At 67.1% G+C, this 21476-nt stretch carries 20 protein-coding genes and 1 pseudogene; 8 read left to right on the plus strand and 13 right to left on the minus strand.

Annotated elements, in window-relative coordinates; translation table 11 throughout:
• Nucleotides 1-114 precede the first annotated feature (114 nt).
• Entirely contained in the window at nt 115-465 is a 351-nt protein-coding gene (locus tag HARCEL1_RS10955; RefSeq protein ID WP_108383475.1) for a thioredoxin family protein, read from the minus strand.
• Nucleotides 466-506: 41 nt separating this feature from the next.
• Nucleotides 507-1658, minus strand: coding sequence for an inorganic phosphate transporter (locus HARCEL1_RS10960; protein ID WP_108384257.1), 1152 nt, complete (start codon nt 1656-1658; stop codon nt 507-509).
• 249 nt (nt 1659-1907) lie between these two features.
• On the opposite strand from HARCEL1_RS10960, the gene HARCEL1_RS10965 reads away from it, so the two are divergent.
• From HARCEL1_RS10965 to HARCEL1_RS10975, 3 genes are all read left to right on the plus strand, one after another.
• Complete coding sequence (locus tag HARCEL1_RS10965) at nt 1908-2429, plus strand: hypothetical protein (protein WP_108383477.1); 522 nt, start codon at nt 1908-1910, stop codon at nt 2427-2429.
• 137 nt (nt 2430-2566) lie between these two features.
• A complete protein-coding gene (locus HARCEL1_RS10970) occupies nt 2567-2956 on the plus strand; it encodes an HVO_A0114 family putative DNA-binding protein (protein WP_108383479.1) in 390 nt (129 codons plus the stop codon).
• A 135-nt stretch (nt 2957-3091) separates the two neighbouring features.
• Nucleotides 3092-3418, plus strand: coding sequence for a hypothetical protein (locus HARCEL1_RS10975; RefSeq protein ID WP_108383482.1), 327 nt, complete (start codon nt 3092-3094; stop codon nt 3416-3418).
• On the opposite strand, the gene HARCEL1_RS10980 is transcribed toward HARCEL1_RS10975, so the two are convergent.
• Complete coding sequence (locus tag HARCEL1_RS10980; protein WP_108383484.1) at nt 3419-4618, minus strand: inorganic phosphate transporter; 1200 nt, start codon at nt 4616-4618, stop codon at nt 3419-3421.
• 382 nt (nt 4619-5000) lie between these two features.
• On the opposite strand from HARCEL1_RS10980, the gene HARCEL1_RS13440 reads away from it, so the two are divergent.
• Complete coding sequence (locus HARCEL1_RS13440; RefSeq protein WP_159077110.1) at nt 5001-5675, plus strand: hypothetical protein; 675 nt, start codon at nt 5001-5003, stop codon at nt 5673-5675.
• 37 nt (nt 5676-5712) lie between these two features.
• Entirely contained in the window at nt 5713-5886 is a 174-nt protein-coding gene (locus tag HARCEL1_RS13445; RefSeq protein WP_159077111.1) for a hypothetical protein, read from the plus strand.
• A 370-nt stretch (nt 5887-6256) separates the two neighbouring features.
• Here HARCEL1_RS13445 and HARCEL1_RS10985 read toward each other — a convergent pair whose 3' ends face one another.
• The 6 genes from HARCEL1_RS10985 to HARCEL1_RS11010 all read right to left on the minus strand — a co-directional run bounded on the left by HARCEL1_RS10985 (nt 6257) and on the right by HARCEL1_RS11010 (nt 11199).
• Complete coding sequence (locus tag HARCEL1_RS10985) at nt 6257-7117, minus strand: IS5 family transposase (RefSeq protein WP_108383486.1); 861 nt, start codon at nt 7115-7117, stop codon at nt 6257-6259.
• Nucleotides 7118-7291: 174 nt separating this feature from the next.
• Nucleotides 7292-9394, minus strand: a complete 2103-nt coding sequence (locus HARCEL1_RS10990; protein ID WP_108383488.1) for a type B DNA-directed DNA polymerase — start codon at nt 9392-9394, stop codon at nt 7292-7294.
• 2 nt (nt 9395-9396) lie between these two features.
• Nucleotides 9397-9705, minus strand: a complete 309-nt coding sequence (locus HARCEL1_RS10995) for a hypothetical protein (protein WP_108383491.1) — start codon at nt 9703-9705, stop codon at nt 9397-9399.
• 2 nt (nt 9706-9707) lie between these two features.
• The gene (locus tag HARCEL1_RS11000; protein WP_108383493.1) at nt 9708-10352 is read right to left on the minus strand and encodes a hypothetical protein; all 645 of its coding nucleotides are present in this window, start codon (nt 10350-10352) and stop codon (nt 9708-9710) included.
• Nucleotides 10353-10489: 137 nt separating this feature from the next.
• Nucleotides 10490-10909: a PIN domain-containing protein gene (locus HARCEL1_RS11005; protein ID WP_108383496.1), complete on the minus strand. Its 420-nt coding sequence runs from the start codon at nt 10907-10909 to the stop codon at nt 10490-10492.
• Nucleotides 10909-11199, minus strand: coding sequence for an AbrB/MazE/SpoVT family DNA-binding domain-containing protein (locus HARCEL1_RS11010; protein WP_108383498.1), 291 nt, complete (start codon nt 11197-11199; stop codon nt 10909-10911). Before HARCEL1_RS11010 ends, HARCEL1_RS11005 begins: the two co-directional genes overlap by 1 nt.
• Nucleotides 11200-11448: 249 nt before the next feature.
• Between HARCEL1_RS11010 and HARCEL1_RS11015 the strand changes: the two are divergent.
• Nucleotides 11449-12233 (plus strand): annotated as a pseudogene (locus HARCEL1_RS11015) (glucose 1-dehydrogenase).
• 26 nt (nt 12234-12259) lie between these two features.
• On the opposite strand, the gene HARCEL1_RS11020 reads toward HARCEL1_RS11015, so the two are convergent.
• The 3 genes from HARCEL1_RS11020 to HARCEL1_RS11030 all read right to left on the minus strand — a co-directional run bounded on the left by HARCEL1_RS11020 (nt 12260) and on the right by HARCEL1_RS11030 (nt 16409).
• The gene (locus HARCEL1_RS11020; RefSeq protein WP_108383501.1) at nt 12260-13267 is read right to left on the minus strand and encodes a Cdc6/Cdc18 family protein; all 1008 of its coding nucleotides are present in this window, start codon (nt 13265-13267) and stop codon (nt 12260-12262) included.
• Nucleotides 13268-13307: 40 nt separating this feature from the next.
• The gene (locus HARCEL1_RS11025) at nt 13308-13976 is read right to left on the minus strand and encodes an Sjogren's syndrome/scleroderma autoantigen 1 family protein (protein WP_108383503.1); all 669 of its coding nucleotides are present in this window, start codon (nt 13974-13976) and stop codon (nt 13308-13310) included.
• Between the two features lie 78 nt (nt 13977-14054).
• On the minus strand, nt 14055-16409 hold the full coding sequence (locus HARCEL1_RS11030; RefSeq protein WP_108383505.1) for a twin-arginine translocase subunit TatC: 2355 nt from the start codon (nt 16407-16409) through the stop codon (nt 14055-14057).
• Nucleotides 16410-16517: 108 nt separating this feature from the next.
• On the opposite strand from HARCEL1_RS11030, the gene HARCEL1_RS11035 reads away from it, so the two are divergent.
• Complete coding sequence (locus HARCEL1_RS11035; protein ID WP_108383507.1) at nt 16518-18344, plus strand: twin-arginine translocase subunit TatC; 1827 nt, start codon at nt 16518-16520, stop codon at nt 18342-18344.
• Between the two features lie 28 nt (nt 18345-18372).
• Here HARCEL1_RS11035 and larE read toward each other — a convergent pair whose 3' ends face one another.
• Nucleotides 18373-19182: an ATP-dependent sacrificial sulfur transferase LarE gene (larE, locus tag HARCEL1_RS11040; protein ID WP_108383509.1), complete on the minus strand. Its 810-nt coding sequence runs from the start codon at nt 19180-19182 to the stop codon at nt 18373-18375.
• Between the two features lie 132 nt (nt 19183-19314).
• Here larE and HARCEL1_RS11045 point away from each other — a divergent pair, with 132 nt between their 5' ends.
• A complete protein-coding gene (locus tag HARCEL1_RS11045; protein WP_325047895.1) occupies nt 19315-21474 on the plus strand; it encodes an ATP-dependent DNA helicase in 2160 nt (719 codons plus the stop codon).
• The last annotated feature ends 2 nt before the right edge of the window (nt 21475-21476 follow it).

Below are 21476 nucleotides of genomic sequence, written 5' to 3' on the forward strand. Positions count from 1 at the left end.
CACCACCGGCAAAAATGGACGAGTTCAAATTATTCCCCGCTTCAGATTGCGAAACAAACACACAGGCCGCATTCACCCACGGATCTGCGCGTTTCCGATCGCAGAATGCGAGAGTCAGTCCGCCGCGTCGATCAGCGCGATCACGTCGTCGGCGGGTTGGAACCCGTCGGCGACGCGCTCGACCGGTTCGCCGTCACGAAAGACGACCAGGAGCGGGACGCTCTGGACCGCAAAGCGCTCGACCAGTGGCGGATCGTCACGCGGGTTGATCGTCGCGACGACGGCGTCGGCCTCCTGGGCGACGATCCCCAGCACTGGCTCCATCGAGGCACAGACGCCACAGCCGTCGGTGTAGAACTCCACGAGAACCGTCTCGTAGGTGTCGATCAGTGCGTCGAGGGCGTCGCCGTCGTCGAGTGCGACCGGCCGGTCCGGCGGGTCGTCGGCGTCGAACGTCTGGGCCATGTCCCGATCCACGGCCTCCAGCACCAAACCAGTACGGCCCGTCACTGCACACCGAGGCCGGTCGAGAACGCGGTGTAGACCACGAACCCGACGACAATCGAGGTGACGAGCGTGATCACCCAGAACGTGAGCGTGACGCCGATCTTCCGGCGGGAGACGCCCGCCGATCCGGCCGCGAGGCCACCGCCGATCACGCCCGAGATGATGATGTTGTTAAAGGAGACGGGGATGCCCAGCAGGATGGCGGCCTGCGCGATCAAAAAGCCCGGCACGAGCGCGGCGATCGAGCGGCGCTCGCCCAGTTGAGCGTACTCCCGCGAGGTGGCCTGAAGCAGGCGCGGGGCGCCCATCCACGCGCCCGCGAGGATGCCGCCCGCCCCGAGTGCGAGCAAGACGATCGCGGGCAGGCCCAACTGATCGGCAAAGAGTGCCTCCAGTGGCCCCGTCGCCAGACCGACCTGACTGCCCCCACCCGAAAAGGCGACGACGCTGCCGAGCGCGATCAACAGCGTCCGGATGCCGCGCTCGTGTGAGTCCTGTGTGCGCCGGCGGATCGCGACGAAGGCGAGGACGGCCATCCCGACCGTGACTGCAAGGACGCTTGGCTCGACCGGGCCGAGCCTCGGCGCGTCGACGATCATCGCCACGGTGCCCGCCAGCGAGTTCTGACTCGCCTCCGGCGGGGACGGCAACACGCCCAACTGGACGTTCGCGACGATGGCCGCCACGCCCGCCGCGATGACGGGGATCGCCACCGTCTCCGGAACGCGGTCGTCTCGGAGCATGCGCGCCGTGCCGTACGCGGTCGACCCCGAGACGATCGGCACCATCAGCCAGAACGTGCCCAACCGCCGGTAGGTCGCGAACGCGGGGTCGCCGCCGAGCGCGAGGCCCACCCCGACCATCGCGCCGGTCGTCGCGAACGCCGCCGGCACGGGATAACCGGTCTTTACGCCGACGACGATGAAGCCCGCCGCGGTCAGGAGTCCCGCCGTCGCCGCCAGCGGCGAAATCTGGACGCCCCCGATCAGGTCCCGACCGACCGTCTCGGAGATCGATCCGCCCTGGGTGAGCGCTCCCAGCGCGGCGAGGATCCCGACGAGAAACGCGGCGCGCATCGTCGAGATGGCGTTCGCACCGATCGCCGGCGCGAACGGTGGCGAGTTCGAACTCGCGCCGAGCGCCCACGCCATGCCAAGCCCCGCGAGCGTCGCGAGCGCGATCAGCACCCAGGCAGTCAGCGCCACGCGCTCGGCCCTCCATTCGACGGGCGAGACGTCCCGACGCCCTCCTCGCGTCCGCACATGACGGGTCCTTCGAGGGGACGCCCTGTTAACGATTTGCCCCGGCTGGTGTGTCCGATCCGGTACTCCACCACTCTCCGACTCGTTCGCCAGATTTGTATTCGAAGAAATAGAAACCTGTACGCGGGAGTGGACGGTATGAAACGACTGCAGTACGCACTCGTGGCCCTCGTTGTATTTGGTCTCCTCGGCGGGCTCGGAGTGTATGCCCTGCACGCGGATCCCGTTCCGGACGAGATGAGCGTCGATCACCGGTACGTGCCCGGCGACGTGCTCACCGAATCCGCGACGGCCGATCTCTCCGCGCTGGGGCCCGGCGCGTCCCGTCACCTCCACCTCACCGAGCGATCGGCGGCCCGCCAGTCGGTCGACGGACCGGTCGCGACGGCGTTCGTCGACGGCACCGACTTCTCGACGTCGTCGATCGTCGTCGTCCAGATCGAGGGCTCCTCGACCCCACAGCTTCGCTTCGAATCCCTGCGCCGGACGCCCGACGGGATCCGTCTCGACGTAGCCCTGACGACCTGGGAGCCACGGACCGACGACCGGGCCGTGCATACGCTGTTGGTGCGGATCACCGACCACGAACGCGGGGCCATCGAGTCCGTCGACGTTCGAGTCTCGGGGCAGTCGTTGCAGCCGACGATTCCGTTCTTTTGAGCGGTGAGAGTCAGTCCTCCGCGTCGGACTCGATGGTCGATGGACCATCATCCGTTTCCCGATGGGTCGACAATGATTACGGGAGATCGGAGGCGGCGCATACCGATTCGTCCGCGAACTGCCCGATCACGTTTCCCATGACTGACACGCTCCACATCACGGTCGAATCGACGGCGGAGTTCTTCGAGGCGGCCCTCGACGACGTCCGCCAGATCGAGGCCGACGACGCCGAGGACGCTCATGTCCTCAGCCTGCCCGACGAGGCGGCCCTCGAACGCGTCCTGAGCGCGAAGAATCTCGAACTCGTCCGGACGATCGCCACCGAAGAGCCCGAGAGCGTCCGCGAACTCGCCAGGCTGGTCGATCGGGACATCAAGAACGTCTCGACCGCGCTCAACCGGTTGGCCGAGATCGGCCTGGTCGAACTCGACGACGACGGCTACGCGAAGCGGCCAGTCGTGTGGTACGACAATATCGAGATCGACGTTCAGGTGACGCCAGACGGGTCCGACGGTGTGGTTGCGTAGGCAGCGAGTCCCGCCGATCACTCCCCGACCGCCGCCCCTCTCCGCGTGCGCAAGACCGGCAGGCCAGGCCCACCGATCGTCTCCGCGCTTCCGCCAGTCACCGGACTTACGGGGCTCGAAACCCACGTCCGACGCATGGTTCTTGACACAGGGGTCAAGACCCACCCGTCGGTGGTGGCCAGTCTCGTGCGCACGATCCGACGCGCCCTCGCGCCCGACCCACGATCGCGTCGGTCCACCGGAACAGTCCTCTCCCCGGCGTTCGTCCGCCGTCGCACACAGTTCGACTCCGTCAAGGCGTTCTGTGCAGCCTGTCCGTGTGACGGCGACACGGTCGGGGCCGTCCAGCGGCTCTCGGCGGACGAGCGCGACGCGTTCGTGGCGCGAACGACCGACTTCGAGACCTGGACGGCGATGAAACAGAGCGGTGCGGTCACGGACCTCCTCGAACGGGCCGTCTGATCAGCCGAGTCCCGGGAGCGCTGCGAGCGCGTGATAGAGCGCGAAGCTGATCGCGCCACCGCCGACCATCGACGCGATCCACGCGCCGAGGGTGTAGCCGGTCTTCGTCGCGGAGACGCCGTCCGACCCGGAGGCCCGCCCCACGAGTCCAGCCCCGACGATACTCGAAATCATCACCTTGTTGAACGAGATGGGATAGCCCAGCGCGATCGCGGCCTGCGCGACGAGAAAGGCCGGGATGAACGCAGCGATCGCACGCTTCGGCCCGAGTGACGCGTACTCCCGGGCGACGGCCTGTATCAGGCGTGGCGATCGCATCCAGCCCCCGAGCAGAATGCCGACTGCCCCGAGTCCGAGCAGATAGATCGAGGGCAATCCGAGCGATGAGGTGACGACGGACTCCAGGGGGCCCGTGGCGAGGCCGACCTGTGACCCGCCACTGGTGAACACGACGACGAGCGCGAGGCCGACCAGCATCCGGTCGATGCCGGTCGAGACGTCACGACGGAGTTGCCAGTAGGCCACGCCGGCCGTGAACAGCCCGATCGCGCCCCCGACGAGGAGGCCCCCGGCGGTGCCCGTCGAGAGACCGAGCGCTCGGGCGACGACGCCAGCGATCGACCCCGGCCCGCCGCCCGGACTCGGGAGGACGGCGAGCCGAATCGTCGCGAGCGCGGAGCCGACGCCACCGGCGAGCAGCGCGATACTCGGGGGATCCGCGACCCGGTCGTCCAACAGGAGCCAGGCGATCGCGTACGCGAGGACCCCCTCGACGATCGGGATCGCGAGCCAGAAGCCCAGGATCTTGGCGTACGTCGCGGCCGCGAAGCCGCCACCCAGCGCGATCCCCGCGCCGATCGCCGCACCGGTGACCGTGAACGCGGAGGGGATCGGATAGCCACGGGAGTTGCCGATGGTGATCAGCGTGGCCGCCGTGAGAAGCGTCGCGGTCGCGGCCAGCGGCGTGATCGTGACGCCGGTGACCAGTCCGTGGCCGATGGTCTCCGAGATGCGGCCCCCCTGGGCCACCGCCCCGAGCGCGGCGACGATCCCGACCAGGAGCGCCCCGCGAAGCGTCGATATCGCGTTCGCCCCGACGGCCGGCGCGATCGGTGCGGAATTGCTGTTCGCGCCGACGGTGAACGACATGAAAAGCGATGCGACGAGCGCCACGGCGACGAGACCAGCGAGTGATGACATTGGAATCAGTCGGTGGGACCCGGCGGAACCGTCTCGACAGGCCCCATTCCCGATCTGATGCCTTTCACTCTGTCGGTCGCGCTCGTCTCGCTCCCCCGGATCGGCAGCCAGTCGGGACGAGCGCAGGTGCGCGCCGGGCCACAACCGTACTCACGTCACGGTCCGCGGGACACCGGGCCCGACGACCGACCGCGTCAGGTCGGTCTCACTCCCCGAACGCCGCCAGGCCGAGTTCGCGCGTCCCCGCGAGGTACCGCTCGATCCGGTCGGCATATAGTACATCAGGAGTCTCGGAGCGGATTATGATAGTAATAGTCAGCCACTCTGAAGCACTTCATTCCAATAATTATATCAAACGACCTCGACCATATTCCGGTAACGAATGGCAAGCCGAGACCCGGACGAGCTGCGTGAAGAGTTAGAATCTGTCGAATTTGCCACCAATGAGCAGACACTAGCTGAACTGCGGTCCGAAGCGCGCGAAACGGTCAATGCCCAAATCAACACTCTCGACGACATCGACACCAAGGCAAGCAAAATACTCCGTCTCAATATCGTTCTGATCGGTATATTGGTATCTGGGCTATCAATCATAGCTCAATTTGGGAATGGTCCAAATTTCCCAGAAATTTCCAACTTCTTGAATGGCTACGTCACTCTCGGAACTGTATCAATCGTCCTCTCGACTGCATTTGCAGCCATGACATATACTGCTTCAGAGCAAGACATCGGACTGAGCCACGAAAATCTGAGTGCACTTCTTCAAGCCGATCTTGACCGTTCTGAAGCCGAAACTCTAATGTTGAAAAACTATATTGTACGTATAAACTTCAACAGAAGCACCAATGTACGCAATATTCCACTCATCCAACTCACGATTCTATTTGCAGTCATTGCTGTCGTGAGTTTCGTTCTTGGAGTACACGAAGCTCTGGTCGGGCCTGTCCCTGGGCTATATGTCTTTGGTACATTACTTGTCATTCTTACCGTTGTGGCTGTTTCCGGCGTCGTCAAGCAGATCTATCGAGCCATTCGTGATTACATCGAGTGGCGGTAGCCGAATCCTTAACCGTCTCTCAGTACAATGCGAACGTATGACCGACGACGCAAGTGAGGACAGTGAAAGAAAACAGGCTCACCAAAGCAAACTGGAAGGTGGCGAGATTGTCACTGACAGCGACCTCGAAAAAGCTCAAAAGAGTGTCCTGAATGGTGGCGAACGGGTTTCGAAAGGCGGACAGCGGGGCCGTGACACAGACGACGAGTAGTATTCGTCACTATAGGTGGTTGCCGTCATCGTTCGGTCGTGTTCAGATGATTGTGTGACATAGCCGAGTCTCCTCTGAAAGCCCCTCGCCCTTTCGATCCACCAGGACATTAATGCCCATAGACTGGCGATACGACCGAGTTCCTGGCGGCCTGCGAAAATCGAAGATTTTCGGGCGACCAGAATACGAAGTTTTCTGGTAAACTGAAAGGGCGAGGCCGCCTCGCGTGCATCTCAGCCGGCACTATCCGAGCGCCAGCGAGGATATCCGGCTGAGTGTGCGCGAGCGTGCCGAGGGCTTTCAATCTTCTTTCCTGGATCGACGGAGAGGATCTGAAACAGACATTTTGGGCTTGTTTAGACGCCTAATTTCACGGTCCTGAGTGGCTCACACTCACTTCGATGTTTCTGACAGCGCATTTCAGGACGAGTTCGCGGAACTGACCGAACCAGGTTCGGGCGCGAACGATCTCGCCGTATTTGCGCCGGAGCGCGAAAAATGTCGACTCGACGTTCGAGCGTTGATGGTAGATCGTGTCATCTTGCAAGATATTGTTCGCGACGCCGTACCAGCCGAATTCGCGGTGACGAATCACTGGTTTAACGCCTTCTGCACGCAGTCGTTGGCGAAGGAGCCACCAGTCGTACCCTTTGTCGGCGGTAAGAATGCTCAGTTTGTCGAGGTTCCGCTTCACCATTTGCCAGCCGATCTTGGAGTCGTGCGGTTGTTTCATCGAGCAATGTATGTCGAGAATCGCATTTGTATCGCAGTCGATCAACGTGGTCACTTTCACCGCCTGGAACGTGTAGTTCGTCCGTTTTGCATAGTGTTGGCTGGCAGCGATCCGATCCATGCCGGTTGCGTCGATCGCCTGAACGTCGCCGATGTCGTGCAGTTCCGCCGATAACCGCAAAAGGACGCGCCAGATTCGCATTTCGAGGTCTTGCTTGCGCGTACAAACGGTGGTAAAATCGGGAAGTTCAGTTACCGCTAGGTCGAGCTTCGAAACGATTCCAGGCATCTCGTGGAGTACGTCCAGCAGCCGCCGGTACGGGTGGTCGAGATATTCTCTGAGACCGTGAATTACCACGATTACCCAGTCTGCGTACCCTCCGTCACCGGCCTGGTACGCTGGATCTGGCTCACCGACGACGGCTTTTTGAGCGAGCGAAACGATGCGACCAGTGAAGCGGGCGAGTTTCGTAGGCACAAACTCCGTTTCCCGCTTCACTTCCTAGTATCTTCGACAATTAGACGCTCTTACTAGCGTCTAAACACGGCCGACATTTTCAGAGGCTAAACAAGACCCACAACACCAGCTCTTGAAACAGTTCTATTTTCATTCAATGTGCCCCACATATTACTAAACCTAACCTCCATTTGGTGTGTTTCGGTTTCCTGACTCTCACCCCCCGAACGCCGCCAGGCCGAGTTCGCGCGTCCCCGCGAGATACCGCTCGATCCGGTCGCGATCCCACCCCACCGGCGCGACGACCTCCTCGCAGGCACGAAGTACGCGATCCGCGTAAAACGCCGGGTCGAACGCGCCGTCCTCGAAGGGTAAGCGGACGCGCTCTGGACCCTGGCGTGTGTCGTCGCTGACGACGTACCGCACGTCCCGGCCCGCACCGACCGCGAGGCCCGCTCGCTTGGCACGCGCGAGCGCGTCGGCGGTGCGCGTATGCCGATCGTACGCCCCGGGATCGCGGGTGGCGCGCGTTCGGATGACGAGATCCTCGGCATCGACCGCGCCGCGCTCCAGGCGGTCGATCGCACGCTGGGCGCGCTCACAGACGGGTTCGGGATCGCGCTCCCGATCGAAGGTTTCGATGAGCGCCTTTTGCGTCTCGGCCACGTACTCGCAGGTCGAACGCCGGCGGGCGGCGATTCCGCGGCGCTTGTACTCCTCGCGATCGGCGACCCGGCCGAAATACCGCGTGAGCGCGCCCGCCCGGGAGTCCTTGCGCGGGACGAACGCGACCCAGTCGAATCGGTCTTCGAGTTCGAGGTCGATCCCGACCGTCTCCGAGATCGACGCCGCCACGTCCGCGATCGGGTCGGGATCCTCGCCCGCGGTGACCCAGAGGCTGTCGACGATGCCGTGGACGACCCGCCAGCCCGCCGCTTCGAGGCGGTCTTTCGCGTCCAGCAGGATCTCCCGCGCGAACGCGTTGATCGCCTCGTGGGCCTCGATCCGGCCGAACTTCGCGTTGCGATACCCCTGATAGCCGAACGACGAGACGAGAATCCACTTCAGGGCGTCGGCCTGGGCCGCGAGGCGGTCGCGTTCGGCGTCGCTGATTCCGTCCGCAGCCATCCGGGCTTTCATCGCCGCGCGATCCTCGATCAGCGGCGCGAGCACGTCGGCCATGAAGCCCCGATCGTCGCAGATCGAGTACTCCAGCCCGGGCACGCGATCGTTCGCACAGCAGTCACAGCCGACGGTCTCGGGGCTGACGTTGTACTCGACCATGATCGAGGGGTACAGCGAGGCGAAATCCACCTCGATGACGTCCTCGTGGACGCCGACCGACGGCGCGAACGTGAAGCCGCCGCGATCGGCGTCGTACAGCGTCGGCACCGTCGTAAACGCCTCGGGCTCCCACTTGTTCCAGGGGACGAGCACGTCACGCGCGCGGGCCTCGCGGATCTCGATCGAGGTGAGGATCGTCCCGATCGACCCGCGCGCGGTCGCCTGGAGTGGGCGACGCGAGCGCTCGGCGAGGTCGCGCAGGCCCGGGAGGCCGCCATCGTCGTGCAGAAATGAGCCCTCGCGATCGACGATCACGCGCCCGGGGACAGAATATCGCGCCGGCGAGTGGAGCACCCGGCCGTAGCTCTCGACGGTGTTCGCACCGGCGCGCTGGTCGAGGCCCGGGCGTCGCCCGAGCGGGCAGTCGATCCCGTGGCGATCGGCCGCCGCGGCGACCAGCGGGACGATCTCGCCCGTCGAGCAGACCAGCACGTCGGGATCGTCGCGGTCCAGCCGGTCGGCGAGCGTGGCGAGCGTCCGCGCCTCGCCGCCGTCGATCGGGTCGCCGTCGATGAGGAGCCCGGACAGATCGTCGTCGGCGCGAGCGGCCGCCGGAAGGTCCAACGCGAGCGTGCGCAGGTCGCGATCGGGCACCGGCGACCGGCCGGTGTCGAGACAGTAGCGGGCCCCGGGATCGAGGTCGACGTCGTACAGGCGCAGGGTGCCCGGCCCGAACGACCCCGCCTCGTGGTGCGTGCGGATCTCGCGGGCGAGCGTCCGGATCTCCCCGACGCGCTCGACGGCGACCCGCAAGACTGGCTCGCGCTCGTCGGCGTGCAGGTCGGGAAAGCGGTGGACGGTCGCCATGTCCCCGACTTTGGGGTCGTCGGCCAGCGCGGCCCGGACGTGCGTGCGCGCTTTCGAGGGCCCGCCGACGAACAGCGCCGGCGTGTAGGCGTGCCGCTCGGGCCGGGCGCTCGCGGCGGTGGTTGCCCAGACGATCGCGTCGCCGTCCTCGAACTGAACGGTGAGCATGGTCAGTCGTCCAGGCGTCGCTCCAGCCGATCGACCCGGGCAGAGAGTGCCTCGATCTCGCCTTCGAGCGCCTCGATCCGCTCGTCGCGTTCGCTGCGGGCATGTTCGTGGGCGAGCGCGATCGAGAGCAGGAGTGCGATGTCGGGATCCGTCGCGTTGCAGTAGCCCGCGGCGTCGGCGAACTGCCGGGCGTGCTCGAACAGGCGATCGAACGCGGGCCGATAGGGCCGCCGGAGCGCCCGGCGAAACGGCTGGAAGGCCTGCTCGCGCGAATCGAGCGTATCCCGATAGGTGGGTGTCGTCCGCCCCATCGTCACCCCTCCACCCGGGGGACGCGCTCGTGGACGGCCGCGCGAGCGTGCGCGTCGACCGGGCCGAACAGATCGAGCCAGTAGGCGATCGTCGTCTGCCAGTAGCCCGGGCCGCGATAGGCCGGCGTCTCGACGTCGGGCCCGACGTAGCGGTGGCCCTCGCTCGTCGCCTCGCAGGTGATCACCCGGTCGGCGGCCGACCGAACGCGATCGGCGAGCGCGCCCGCCGTCGAGGCGAGCACGGGAATCGATCGGGCCTCCGCGAGACCGGCGAGCGCTTCGAGCGACGACCGGAGCAAGGGCTCCCGGTCGTACTCGGGCACGTCCGGATCGGCGTACAGCGCACCGACGTTGGCGGCGACGACCAGGCCCGTCCGCGGGCCCGCCTGCTGGAGGGTCCGCCGGACGAGCGAGTGGTGCTGGTAGGCCGTAAAGGCGCGGGCGACCCGCACGGAGCGCAGGCGGCGGTCGTGATCGACCAGATCGTAGAACACCCGCGTCGAGGCGGCGTTCCGGGCGTCGATCCAGAACGTTCGGCCGTCGCGGGCGGCGTGCGCCGACAGCGCCAGGCGGTGCAGCGACGGCGACCGCGCGTCGGGCGTCTCGAGCACGGTCAGGCCGGGGTCGAGATCGGGCAGGAGATCCATAGCGGATCGAGGCGGGCCGCCCGGAAAACCGCGACCGGGGCGGTGCCGGGCGTTCCGGATCGGCGTGGGCGGGCGAGATTGGAGGCGTACGGGGCGCTCGTCGCCGGACCGGGATTTCCGAATCGGTTTCCGAAACGCTACGCGCTCCCCTCGCGGAACCGCTCGATCGGGACGCGATCGATCCCGTCGTAGTCGTCGTCGCCACCGACCAGGAGCGTTCCCTCGACGTGTTCGGCGGTCGCCAGCGCGAACGCGTCGCCGAGCGCGGGGTTGGCCGCGAGGACGTACTCCGCGGCCGCCCGCCACACCTCCTCGACGGCGACCGTCTCGATGCCGAGCGTGGTGAGCCAGTCGAGATACTCGTCGCTCGTCGCACGGTCGTACTTCCGGGCGATCGTGTACCGAATTTCGGTGCGGGTCACTGGGCTGGCGTAGCCGGTCGTCTCCCCGAGTGCGACGGCGTCGAGGTACGTCTCGACGACGTCACTCCCGGGTTCGTCGTCCGCGTGCGCGATCAGCGGTTCGGCGTCGAAGACGACGCGATCGGGGACCGTCATTAGTCGTCAGGTTCCCGCCGATCGCGCTCGTTGCGGTCCTGCTCACGCTTCTCGCGCAGAATTTCGGTCGCGGGCCGGTCGCTGTCGCTGTCGTGCCGGGCGGCGAACCCTCGCATCTCGCTGGGCGATCGGATGGCCTCGACGACGACGCCGTCCTCGCGCTCCCGGAAGCGCACGGTGCCCGGGGCCTCGATCCCGAGTTTCTCCCGGAACCGCTTCGGGATGGTCGCCTGGCCGTGTTTGGTCACCGCGACGACCTCCGTCTCAGACTCGTTCTCTGACTGGCTCATTGTTCAGAGATAGCTGTCGTTCATAGGTAAGTGTTTCTCTGATTCGTGTGGCGGACGGACCAGCACCGAGGAACCCGAGACGGCGCTCGCGATGGCGACCTCGCGGTGCGAACGACCGACTTGGACGCGAAGCGCCCCGATACCCGGCGAGGACCGACGTGCGCACGAGGGTGGTGAGATCCGGCCTCATCGAGTGCGCGGAGCCGTGAGACGTTTGCAGACCGCGGTCGTACACTGTCTGAAATCGACATGACACGCGAAATCGACCCGACACCACAGGCGGAGTATTTCAATTTCGAAGACGAGGTCGCGTTCGTCTCCGGGGCGGCGAGCGGCATCGGGCGCGCGACGGCGCTGTCGTTCGCACAGGAGGGTGCCGACGTGGTCGTCGCCGACATCGACGAGGCGGGCAACCGGAAGACGGCCGACCGCATCGAAGACCTCGGCAGTACGGCGCTAGCCGTGACGTGTGACCTGCGGGAGGCCAACGATGTCGAGGCGGCCATCACGCAGCGATCGACGAGTTCGGTCGCCTCGACTACGCCTGCAACAACGCTGGCGTGGAACAGCGCTCGGTCAAAACCGCGGACCTCCCGGTCAAGGAGTTCGATCGCGTCGTCGATACCGACCTGCGCGGCGTCTTCCTCGCGATGAAAGCGGAGATCCCACACGTCCGCGAACAGGGCGGAGCGATCGTCAACGTCTCCTCGGGTGCGGGCGTCGCGGGCTTTCCCGAATCCGCCTACGTCGCCGCGAAACACGGCGTCGTCGGACTGACCCGATCGGCCGCGCTGGAATACGCCGAGACGGACATGCGAATCAACGCCGTCTGTCCGGGGATCGTCGACACGTCGATGATGGACCGCGTCACCGACGGCAGAGACGGCGGCCGGGAGGACGTGGTCGATCAGGAGCCGATCGGTCGGATGGGCGAACCCGACGAAATCGCGAACGCCGTTCTCTGGCTGTGTTCGGACGCCGCGTCGTTCGTCCTCGGCCATCCGATGGTCGTCGACGGTGGCCAGACAGTGTAGACTGCGCTGGCGGGCGCGACCGGTCGCTACACCTCGACGACCGAATACCGCCGATCGCGCGTCTCGCCCTCGGCGCGGATCAACCCGTACTGATCGAGTTTCGCACAGTAGTTGCGCATCATTCGGCGGCTACGCGGCTCTGCGACGCGTGCGCTGTAGGCGTCGTACAGCGGTCCCGGCGCGATCTCGCCGGCCTCGCGAATCGCCGCGTAGACCGCACGCTGATGCTCACCGAGCGTCTCCAGGCGGCGCTCGCGGATCGTCGAGCGGGCGGTCGGGACCGCATCGGCGAGGTCCCGATCGGCGATCCGATCGCCACCGCGGCGTTCGGCCGCCCGGGCCGCCGCACGCAGCGCGTCGATGGCGACGCGGGCGTCCCCGCCCGCCCGGTCGGCGATCGTCCGCAGTCCGCGTTCGTCGATCGCGCCCGGGTCGAGGCCGCGCTCGGCGCGCGAGGCCAGGATCGCCCCGAGTTCGTCGACGCCGTACCGATCGAAGTTGACGGTCACGCCACCCCGGAGGCGGCTGTCCAGGCGGTCGTCGAGGTCCGCGAACAGCTCCGCCTCGCGGTTGGCGATCAAGACGAGCGTCACCTCGGGAGTCGCGTTGAGATCGTAGAGCAGGTCGGTCGAACTGAGCTGATCGACCTCGTCGAGGACGGCGACGAAGGGCCCATCGAGGGCCCCGCGAAACCGCTCGCGGAGCGCGTCGATCGCCGTCGACTGGCGGTGGACGTCGGTGGTGTCACCCACCGCGTCGAGCAGGCGACGGCGGACGGCAAACGGCGACCCGTCACGCCAGCAGTTGACGTACTGGGCGTCGAGTCCGGGCAACTGCTCGCGCAACTGTCGCAGCGTGTAGCGGGCGACACAGGTCTTGCCCGCGCCCGTCGGGCCGAACAGGGAGGCGTTCTCGCCGGGCTGGTCGTCGAGCAGTGGATCCAGCGCCGTCGAGAGCCGGTCGATCTCCTCGTGGCGATGCTCGACGTCCCGTGGCACGAACTGGGCCGTGAGGACGCGAGCGTCGGTGATCATTCGGTCAGAATAGGGTACTCGGACAGTAAAGTGGTCGGGCCTACAGCCGATCGAGCGCCGCGAGCGTCTCGGCGGCCTCGCGAGCGGCCGCGAGGTGGTCCTGTGCACGGCGCGGATCGGACGTCTCGGCCGCCGCGGTCGCGAACCGTTCGAGCGTGGTCTCGACCGCCGCGCGACTGTCGACGATCGCATCGCCGGAGCGGTCGGCCACCGTGGTCTGGGCGTTCTGCGCGGTCGATCGATCGGCCCCCTGCTCGGGGACCAGCGGGTCGCGCCCGGCCTCCCCGGAGCGGTCGACGGTCGGGGAGCGATCGGCCGCCGACTGGTCGGCCGCGGCACGGTCGCCAGTCGACGGCTCGGCCGCGGCGGCGGACGCGTCGGACGGCGATCGGTCGCTCTGGGACGGATCGGCGGACTGGGCGTCGGCAGCTCCGTCGGCATCGGCCTCACGCTGGGGAATCAGGTGGTCGACGTCGTCGGCCTCCGCGTCCGACTCCTCGACCGCGACGGCCTCCTGGCAGGTCGGGCAGAACTCCTCGTCGTTCTGGCGGAAGATCGGATCGCCACACGTCCCACAGTGGGCGTTGGTCATCGTCGCCCCCTTGAGCAGGAGGTCACTCATCCGCTGGGTCGACTCCCGATCGGCCTGATCCTGTTCGTACTGTTCGCGGAGGCGCTCGCGTTCGGCCTCCTCGTCGAACTCGCTCATACCGGACGTGAGGGTCCGAGCACCCAAAAGGATACGGAAGCGGGGATCGGCCGGGAGCGGGCCAGAACGGGCCGATCGCTACACGCGATCGCGGATGACTTTGAGATTCTCCTCGGGCCCCCACCGGCCGCCGAACGTGAACAGCCACACGACGCCCAGGCCGATCACGTACGTCGCCGCGATGGGCAGGCCAAGGACGAGCATCTTCGCGACGCCCTGTGAGGTGACCGCCATCGTCACCACGAACGACCCGAGCACGGCGACCCGCCAGTGCCGGCGGAGTGCGGCATAGGTGAGGATCCCACCGTAGTGGAACAGGACCATCGAGACGGGCACCATCCCGAGCAGGCCCACGCCGACCGTGGTGTAGACCACCAGCCACCCGAAGTTCTTGATCTGGTAGGCGATGATCATGTTCGCGCGGACGGAGTCCTGAACCAGCCAGGAGATGATCGTCGGCGCGACGAGTGCGAACCCGACGATCCCGCCGACGGTCACGCCCAGGATCATCGACCCGCCCCAGACGAGCCAGGTCCGGCGATCGCCGCGGGCGTAACCGCGCTCTTTGAGCGCCGGCCAGGCGTAATAGAGGATCATCGGCACCGTGAAGATCAACCCGACGAGCACGCCGACCTTGATCTCGAAGACCAGGTGTTCGACGGGGTGGAGCGTGACGATGTTGACAGCGCTCTCCTCGACGAGTGCGAGGCCGACGAAGTACTCTTTGATCGTCCCCATCCCGCCCTGGTAGAGCCACATGAAGATCGCGGCGCTGACCACCATGAACACGCCGACGATACGGAACGCCTTCGAGGTGAGCGAGTCGATGATGAACGTAACGTCGCGGTAGTAGCCACCGATATCGTCCTCGTCGGGTTCGTCGTCGACGAACGCGCCGAACATCCCCGTCGCGGTGTTCGTGAGGACGTTGCCCTCCTCGTCGGTCTCGGCGTCCTCACCAGCGGCCTCGCCCTCGGCACCGTCGGGGGCCTCACCGTCGGCAGCCTCACCCTCGACGGCCTCGTCGACAGACTGAGCGGCGTCGAACCGGGCGAGGATCGCTTCGGCTTTCTCGGGGTTGTCGTCTTGCAGCGCCATCCCGGCGTAGGCGGTCGCCTCGTCCTCGTCGAGCACACGGAACACGTCGAGCGGAGCGTCACGGACCTGCTGGGTCGAGAGCGCGCCGACGTCGACGTCTTCGGGATCGCGCACCGCGGCCATCGCGAGTTCGTCGCTGGCGAACACCTTCGAGACCGTCCGGTAGAGGACGACGAGCGCGACGAGCAGTCCGACCACGACGGCGAGGACGACCGCGACGGTCGGTCGCGAGACGCCCAGCGCCGCGGGCAGATCGGGGAACGGGTCGGTGAAGTAGACCGGATTCACCGTGCGACTCGCCTGGGCGGCCGCGTCGAACCCCGGCGCAGCCCCAGAGAGCAGACCCTCGGAGGTCCGGGCGAGGACGTCGTAGTTCGGCGTCGGCCGCGGGCGGTAGGCGTCGGGCAACGACGCGACCACGGTGTTGAGGTGGGTCAGCCCGCCCGAGACGACCGCGGCGTAGGTGACGACCCCGCCGACGAGTGCGCTCCCCGCGAGGACGTTCCAGTGCTGGCGTGCGATCACGCGGACGTCCAGTGCTTCGCCGCTCCGTTTGGCGATCACGAGGGTCTTCGTCATGCGGAGGCTGAGCGCGTACAGCCCGACGAGCGGGGTCGCCCACATCAGCTGCGTGATCGGGTCCGGCGGCGTGAACATCGCCCCACCGCCGTACAGCACCAGCACGGCGATCTTCCACTTGTCGCGGAACGTCTCGTACGGGACGATCTCCGCGAGCGAGAGCGATGCCATCACCAGCGGGAGTTGGGCAGCGAGCCCAAAGGATAGCGCCAGCAAGACGATGAAGTGCACCCACTTGACGATCGAGTACGCCGGCGTGAACCCGGCGTTGATCGCGTTCGTCGCCAGGAAGTCGAACATCAGCGGGAAGAAGAAGACGTAGGCGTACGCGACACCGCCGGTGAACAGGCCACCGACGGCGAGTGTGAAGCCGGCGACTTTCAGGATCGGCACGTCGTCCGGCCAGATCCCCCGGCTCCGCAGCGAGTCACTCGAATAGTAGACGATCACCGGAACGATCATGACGAGCCCAACGACGATGCCGATCTTGGCCTGGAGCAAGATGACGTCGAACGGCGTCTGAGCGACGACGCTCGTCTGGCGAAGGATCGGCGGCGGCATCCGCCCGAACAGATCGGCTCGAAGCTGTTCCCAGACGAACGCCCGCAGGATCCAGATCGAACCCATCAGCCCGACGACGAACACGATGAAGATGACCTGCAGCTTCCGCTGGGCCGTCGAGAGGAAGTCCCCCAGCGTCTCCCGCCCGGCCGCGACCGTGCGTTTCGTGTCCTCGTCGATCCCGAGGTCGGCCATTCGTCCGCTGAGTTACGTCCTCGGCGTTATCAACCTATTCATCGCCAGACTCCGCACCGGCAGGCGAAAAGAAAGCTTACAACAGGGCGCACCAAAGCGCATGCCAGTATGGGCGGAGCGCGGACCGGCGGGTTCGACGACGGCCCCGGCGGCATTCGACGTGACTGGCGAGCCGTGGAGGACCACGAGCCGCGCCGCCCGCTCGATCGACGGACGCGGGGCGCGGTCGGGGACAGCGCGTCGGTCGGCGGGGCGTTTTCTCCGCCCGACCGGCCAGGGGCCGGTGCCCGACGGCGAGAGGGGCCCGACCGGCCGTACCGACCCGATCCCCGCCCGCGGCGGGACCCGGCGGCGGGACCGACCGGCGAGCCACAGCCGCCGAGCGATCTTGCGGCCCCACCGCAACGATCACCCGCGGCGCGTGGCCTACGCTCTGGTGAGCACGCGCGGCCCGGTGCGGCGGTCGCCTGGGTCGGACCCTCGCCACGAGTCGCCGCCGCGGCACCGTTCGCCGGCGGGCACGGCCCCGACGGCGATCTGGTGACCGGTCGACTCGGCCCCGATTACGAGGCGCCCGACGAGTCGCCCACTCGCGACTCCACCGAGGGCGACACCACCACGCCCGACACCCCCACGGGCAGCACGCAGACGACACGCGGCGGACGGGGCGATACCGATCCGCCTGCCGAGACCGGCGCGCCGGACGACCAGGAGATGCCGCTGGGCGCACACATCGAAGAGATGGTGCGCCGGCTGGGCATCGTCGTCCTCATCACCGGCGCTGTCGCGGCCGTCGCCTTCCCCTTTGGCGAGTACGTCATCAACTTCCTCTGGTTTTCCTACCTGCCGGGGACCGCCGCAGAGTGTCCCTCGACGGCTCAGGAACTGGCCTGTCCGCGGGTCTATCACCCGCTCTCTCTGATGTTCGCGCGGCTGAAGGTCGCGACGCTCGGCGGCTTCGTCGTCGCGCTCCCGGCGGCGGTCTATCAGATCTACCGGTTCATGCGACCGGGACTGTACCCCCGCGAGCGGCGCTACTATCTCGCCTCGGTGCCGACCAGCCTCGCGCTCGCGGTCGCCGGCCTCCTCTTTGCGCACGTGTTGATCCTGCCGATCCTCTTTACGTACTTCCACTTCTACACCCAGGGCGCGGCGGAGATCTGGTTCAGCCTCGGGCGGACGTTCGATCTGATCGTGATGATGCTCGGTCTGTTCGCGCTCGCCTTCCAGATCCCACTCCTGATCGTCCTCGCCGTGATGATGAACGTCACCTCGCGGCGCTGGCTCGCGAACAAGCGGATGTACTTCTGGGGCGCCTTCCTCGCGGTCTCCTTCATCTTCGGCGCGGATCCGACCGGGATGGGCCCGTTCCTCGTCGCGGGGACGATGGTCGGCCTGTTCGAGGGGACGCTCCTCTTGCTCCGCTGGTCGGGCAAGGGGACGATCTGGCCGACGCCCGAGGCGCTGACCCGTCGGCGGCCGCTGGCGTGGCTCGCGGGCGCGATCGCGGGCTACGTCGCCAGCCCCGCCCCGCTGCCGACAGGCTACTACGCGGCGGTACCAACCTTCGTCAAGAACTACCTGGCGAACTACGACCTCGAACCCGTCACGCCGCTGATCGTCGCGCTCGTGATCGTGGCGATCTTCGAGTACATCGCCTACACGATCCGGCAGTACCGTGCCGGGGCGGGCTATCGCGGTGGAAGCAGAAAGCCCCGTGCCGACCAGTTCGACTGGGTCCTCCGCCGGGCGCGCTTCTCGGTGTGGGCGCTCGCCTTGCTCGCGGGGTATCTGTCCAGTCCCGACCCCGTCTTCCTGGACACGTTCCAGTCGGTGACGCTCCCGCCGCTGCGCGCGCTCGCGCTCGGTATCGGCATCGGCGTCGCCTACGAGATCCTGCTGCGGGGCTACCGGTTCTGGTGGGAACGGCGCTGAAAAGGGATTTTTCTCGGATATCGCCGCGTCACTCCTCCGGACTCACACTGCCCGTCCGATAGCCAGCGAGATCCAGCGTGACGTGGTCGAACCCGAGCGCACCGACGTGCTCGCGGGCCGCCGCCGCGAATTCGGGGTCGAGCGCCGCGTCGAGTTCCTCGGTGCCGACCTCGATGCGCGCGAGATCACCGTGATCGCGCACGCGGAACTGTTCGAACCCCCAGGTCCGCAGGAGGTCTTCGGCGCGTTCGACCCGCGAGAGTCGCTCGTCGGTGATCCGTTCGCCCGTGGGGATCCGCGAAGAGAGACACGCCATCGACGGCTTGTCGGCGACCGAGAGGTCGTACGCGCGGGCGATCTCGCGGGCCTCCGCCTTCGTGATGTCGTGAGCGCGTAGTGGCGAGTAGGCGTCGCGCTCGGCGACGGCCTGGAGGCCGGGGCGGTGGCCGCCCTCGCCGTCGTCGGCGGTCGTCCCGTCACAGACAGTCGCGAGCCCTTCGCGCTCGGCGACCTGGCTCATCGCATCGAGTCGCATCGATCGGCAGTGATAGCAGCGTTGCTCGTCGTTCGCGCGAAAGTCCGGGTCATCGAGTTCCGAAAAGGTGGTCTCGACGTGGCGAATCCCGATCTCGTCGGCCACCGACCGGGCGTCCGCGAGTTCCGCCTCGGGGAGCGTCTCGCTGCGCGCGGTGCAGGCCACCGCGCGGTCGCCCAGCGCCTCGTGGGCCATCGCGGCGACGACGCTCGAATCGACGCCGCCCGAGAACGCGACGAGCACGCCGTCGCGGTCAGCGAGGTCGGCCACGGCCTGGGTGCGTTTCTCGGCGGCGGTCGTCATGGCCAGCGCTACCGCATCGGCGGGCAAAAGTCCGGCGTCGTCGGCAGCGGTGGCCGAGCGGCGGTCCACCCACTCGGTTCGAGCAGTCGCTCGCCCCGGAACAGTTTCCCGTCCGGACGCGAACGGCCACGTGTGAGCGACGGTCCGGCCCCGATGGACTACTTTCCGTACGACGAGCCCTACGGCCACCAGGCCGACGCGATCGACGCGATCGACGACGCGCTCGCCGACGGGCGCGATGTCCTGTTCGAGGGCCCCTGCGGAACGGGCAAGACACTCGCCGCGCTCGCGCCCGCGCTCGCCGAGGCCCACCGGACCGATCGGACCGTCCTGATCGCGACGACCGTCCACCAGCAACTCCGGCAGTTCGTCCGCGAAGCCCGTACGATCGCCGACCACGAACCGATCAGCGCGTCGGTGTTCCGCGGGAAAGGCTCGATGTGTCACCGCGAGGTCGACTACGAGACCTGTCGCGTCCTCAAGGAGGCGACCCGCGATCTCGCCGACCTGGAGGAAGATCGCGACGAACTCCGCGAGCGGGCCGACGCACTCCTGGCGGCGAGTCGGGACGGTGACAGCGACGCCGCCGAGGCCCGGGCGGCCGTTCAGGACGAACGCGAGTCGGTCGCCGAGGAGATCAGCGATCTGCGCGAGGATCGCGAGATCTGTGAGTACTATTACGACAACCTGACGAGCGACACGATCGAGTTCGACGCGTGGCTCGCGGGGGGCGTCCGGACGCCCGACGAGGTGTTCGCCCGGGCCGAGAGCGCGGGGTTCTGTGGGTACGAACTCCTCAAGGAGGGACTGAGCGGGCTGGATCTGGTCTGCTGTAACTACAATCACGTCCTCGACCCGATGATCCGCGAGCACGTCTTTCGGTGGCTGGATCGCGACCCCGAGGACGTGATCGTCGTCCTCGACGAGGCCCACAACGTGCCGAGCGCGGCCCGCGAGCACGCCCGGCGACGGCTGGCCAGCGAGACGATCGAGCGCGCGCTCGACGAGCTGGCGGACAGCGAGGACCCACGGGCCGACCCGGCGGCGAACCTGATCGCGACGGTGGGCGAGGCCCTCGATCGGGTCGCTCGCGAGCAGGCCAGCGATCCGGGATCGGAGTGGACCGAGCACAGCGTCGCGAATCCAGACGGCAAAGACGCACTCACGGTCGCAACGCTCCAGGCGTACTCGGGCCAGGGCTATCCCGCCGATCTGGAGGCCGCCCGAGAGTTGGGCGAGGCCCTCGAAGAGCGCTACGAACAGGCGTATCGCGACGGCGAGCACGACGTGCTCAGAGACTGCCCGACCGCGACCGTCGCGGACTTTCTCTCGGCGTGGTTCGACGCGCCCGCCGGAGCCCACCCGGTCGTCGGCGTGCGCCGAGAGGGCACCGACCTCGACGCCCGCGCGGAGTTGTTCCACACGATGCCCGGATCGGTGACTCGACCGCTGTTCGACTCGGTCCACGCCACCGTCTGTATGAGCGCGACGCTGCGCCCGTTCGACGTCTTCGAGTCTGTCGTCGGGCTGGAGGATCCCGAACGGCTGGCGTACGACCAGCGGTTTCCCGCCGAACGACGCCGGAGCTACGCGGTCGCGACGCCCGCCCTGTTCGCCAGTCGGCGCGACGATAGATCGGTCGTCGAATCGGTCACGACCGCGCTCGGGGACACGATTCGGATGACGCCGGGCAACGTCCTCGCGGTGTTTCCGAGCTACAGCGAGGCCGAACGGTATCACGACCGCCTCGACCCGGCGGGCCAGACCGTCCTGGACCGGGCGGGAACCGACGGCAAGGCGATCCGCGAGGAGTTCGTCGCGAGCGACGACGCGACGCTGTTCACCTCGCTGTGGGGGACGCTCACCGAGGGCGTCTCCTACGACGGCGACGATGCGCGGACGGTGGTCGTCGTCGGCGTCCCCTACCCCCGGCTTGACGACCGCCGCGAGGCCGTCCAGGCCGCCTACGGCGAGGCCTTTGCCGAGACAGGGGACGATTCCGCAGACGTCGGCTGGGAGTACGCCGTCGAGATTCCGACCGTCCGGAAGACCCGCCAGGCGCTCGGGCGGGTGATCCGCTCGCCCGAGGACTTCGGCGCGCGCATCCTGCTGGACGAACGCTACACCCAGCGCGCCGAAATCGAGATGGGCGAGTACGCCGTCCGGCGATCGTTCCCGCCCGACGAGCGCGAACAACTCGTCGACGTCGCCCCCGAGAAACTCCAGTTCGGCCTGCGGAACTTCTTCGCAGACCTCGATGCCTACGACGGCGACCCGCCCGCGCCGCGGTGAAC

The organism is Halococcoides cellulosivorans (assembly GCF_003058365.1).
Lineage (GTDB): Archaea > Halobacteriota > Halobacteria > Halobacteriales > Haloarculaceae > Halococcoides > Halococcoides cellulosivorans.

Excerpts from the sequence above, each read along its gene's own strand:
- HARCEL1_RS11035 (WP_108383507.1), top strand. The coding sequence starts at position 16,518 with ATGGGCGGAGCGCGGACCGGCGGGTTCGACGACGGCCCCGGCGGCATT.
- HARCEL1_RS13440 (WP_159077110.1), top strand. The coding sequence starts at position 5,001 with ATGGCAAGCCGAGACCCGGACGAGCTGCGTGAAGAGTTAGAATCTGTC.
- HARCEL1_RS10995 (WP_108383491.1), bottom strand. The coding sequence starts at position 9,705 with ATGGGGCGGACGACACCCACCTATCGGGATACGCTCGATTCGCGCGAG.
- HARCEL1_RS10970 (WP_108383479.1), top strand. The coding sequence starts at position 2,567 with ATGACTGACACGCTCCACATCACGGTCGAATCGACGGCGGAGTTCTTC.
- HARCEL1_RS11020 (WP_108383501.1), bottom strand. The coding sequence starts at position 13,267 with ATGATCACCGACGCTCGCGTCCTCACGGCCCAGTTCGTGCCACGGGAC.
- HARCEL1_RS10960 (WP_108384257.1), bottom strand. The coding sequence starts at position 1,658 with ATGGCGTGGGCGCTCGGCGCGAGTTCGAACTCGCCACCGTTCGCGCCG.
- HARCEL1_RS11025 (WP_108383503.1), bottom strand. The coding sequence starts at position 13,976 with ATGAGCGAGTTCGACGAGGAGGCCGAACGCGAGCGCCTCCGCGAACAG.
- HARCEL1_RS13445 (WP_159077111.1), top strand. The coding sequence starts at position 5,713 with ATGACCGACGACGCAAGTGAGGACAGTGAAAGAAAACAGGCTCACCAA.
- HARCEL1_RS10990 (WP_108383488.1), bottom strand. The coding sequence starts at position 9,394 with ATGCTCACCGTTCAGTTCGAGGACGGCGACGCGATCGTCTGGGCAACC.
- HARCEL1_RS10965 (WP_108383477.1), top strand. The coding sequence starts at position 1,908 with ATGAAACGACTGCAGTACGCACTCGTGGCCCTCGTTGTATTTGGTCTC.
- HARCEL1_RS10975 (WP_108383482.1), top strand. The coding sequence starts at position 3,092 with ATGGTTCTTGACACAGGGGTCAAGACCCACCCGTCGGTGGTGGCCAGT.
- larE (WP_108383509.1), bottom strand. The coding sequence starts at position 19,182 with ATGACGACCGCCGCCGAGAAACGCACCCAGGCCGTGGCCGACCTCGCT.
- HARCEL1_RS11010 (WP_108383498.1), bottom strand. The coding sequence starts at position 11,199 with ATGAGCCAGTCAGAGAACGAGTCTGAGACGGAGGTCGTCGCGGTGACC.
- HARCEL1_RS10980 (WP_108383484.1), bottom strand. The coding sequence starts at position 4,618 with ATGTCATCACTCGCTGGTCTCGTCGCCGTGGCGCTCGTCGCATCGCTT.
- HARCEL1_RS11000 (WP_108383493.1), bottom strand. The coding sequence starts at position 10,352 with ATGGATCTCCTGCCCGATCTCGACCCCGGCCTGACCGTGCTCGAGACG.
- HARCEL1_RS11005 (WP_108383496.1), bottom strand. The coding sequence starts at position 10,909 with ATGACGGTCCCCGATCGCGTCGTCTTCGACGCCGAACCGCTGATCGCG.
- HARCEL1_RS11030 (WP_108383505.1), bottom strand. The coding sequence starts at position 16,409 with ATGGCCGACCTCGGGATCGACGAGGACACGAAACGCACGGTCGCGGCC.
- HARCEL1_RS10955 (WP_108383475.1), bottom strand. The coding sequence starts at position 465 with ATGGCCCAGACGTTCGACGCCGACGACCCGCCGGACCGGCCGGTCGCA.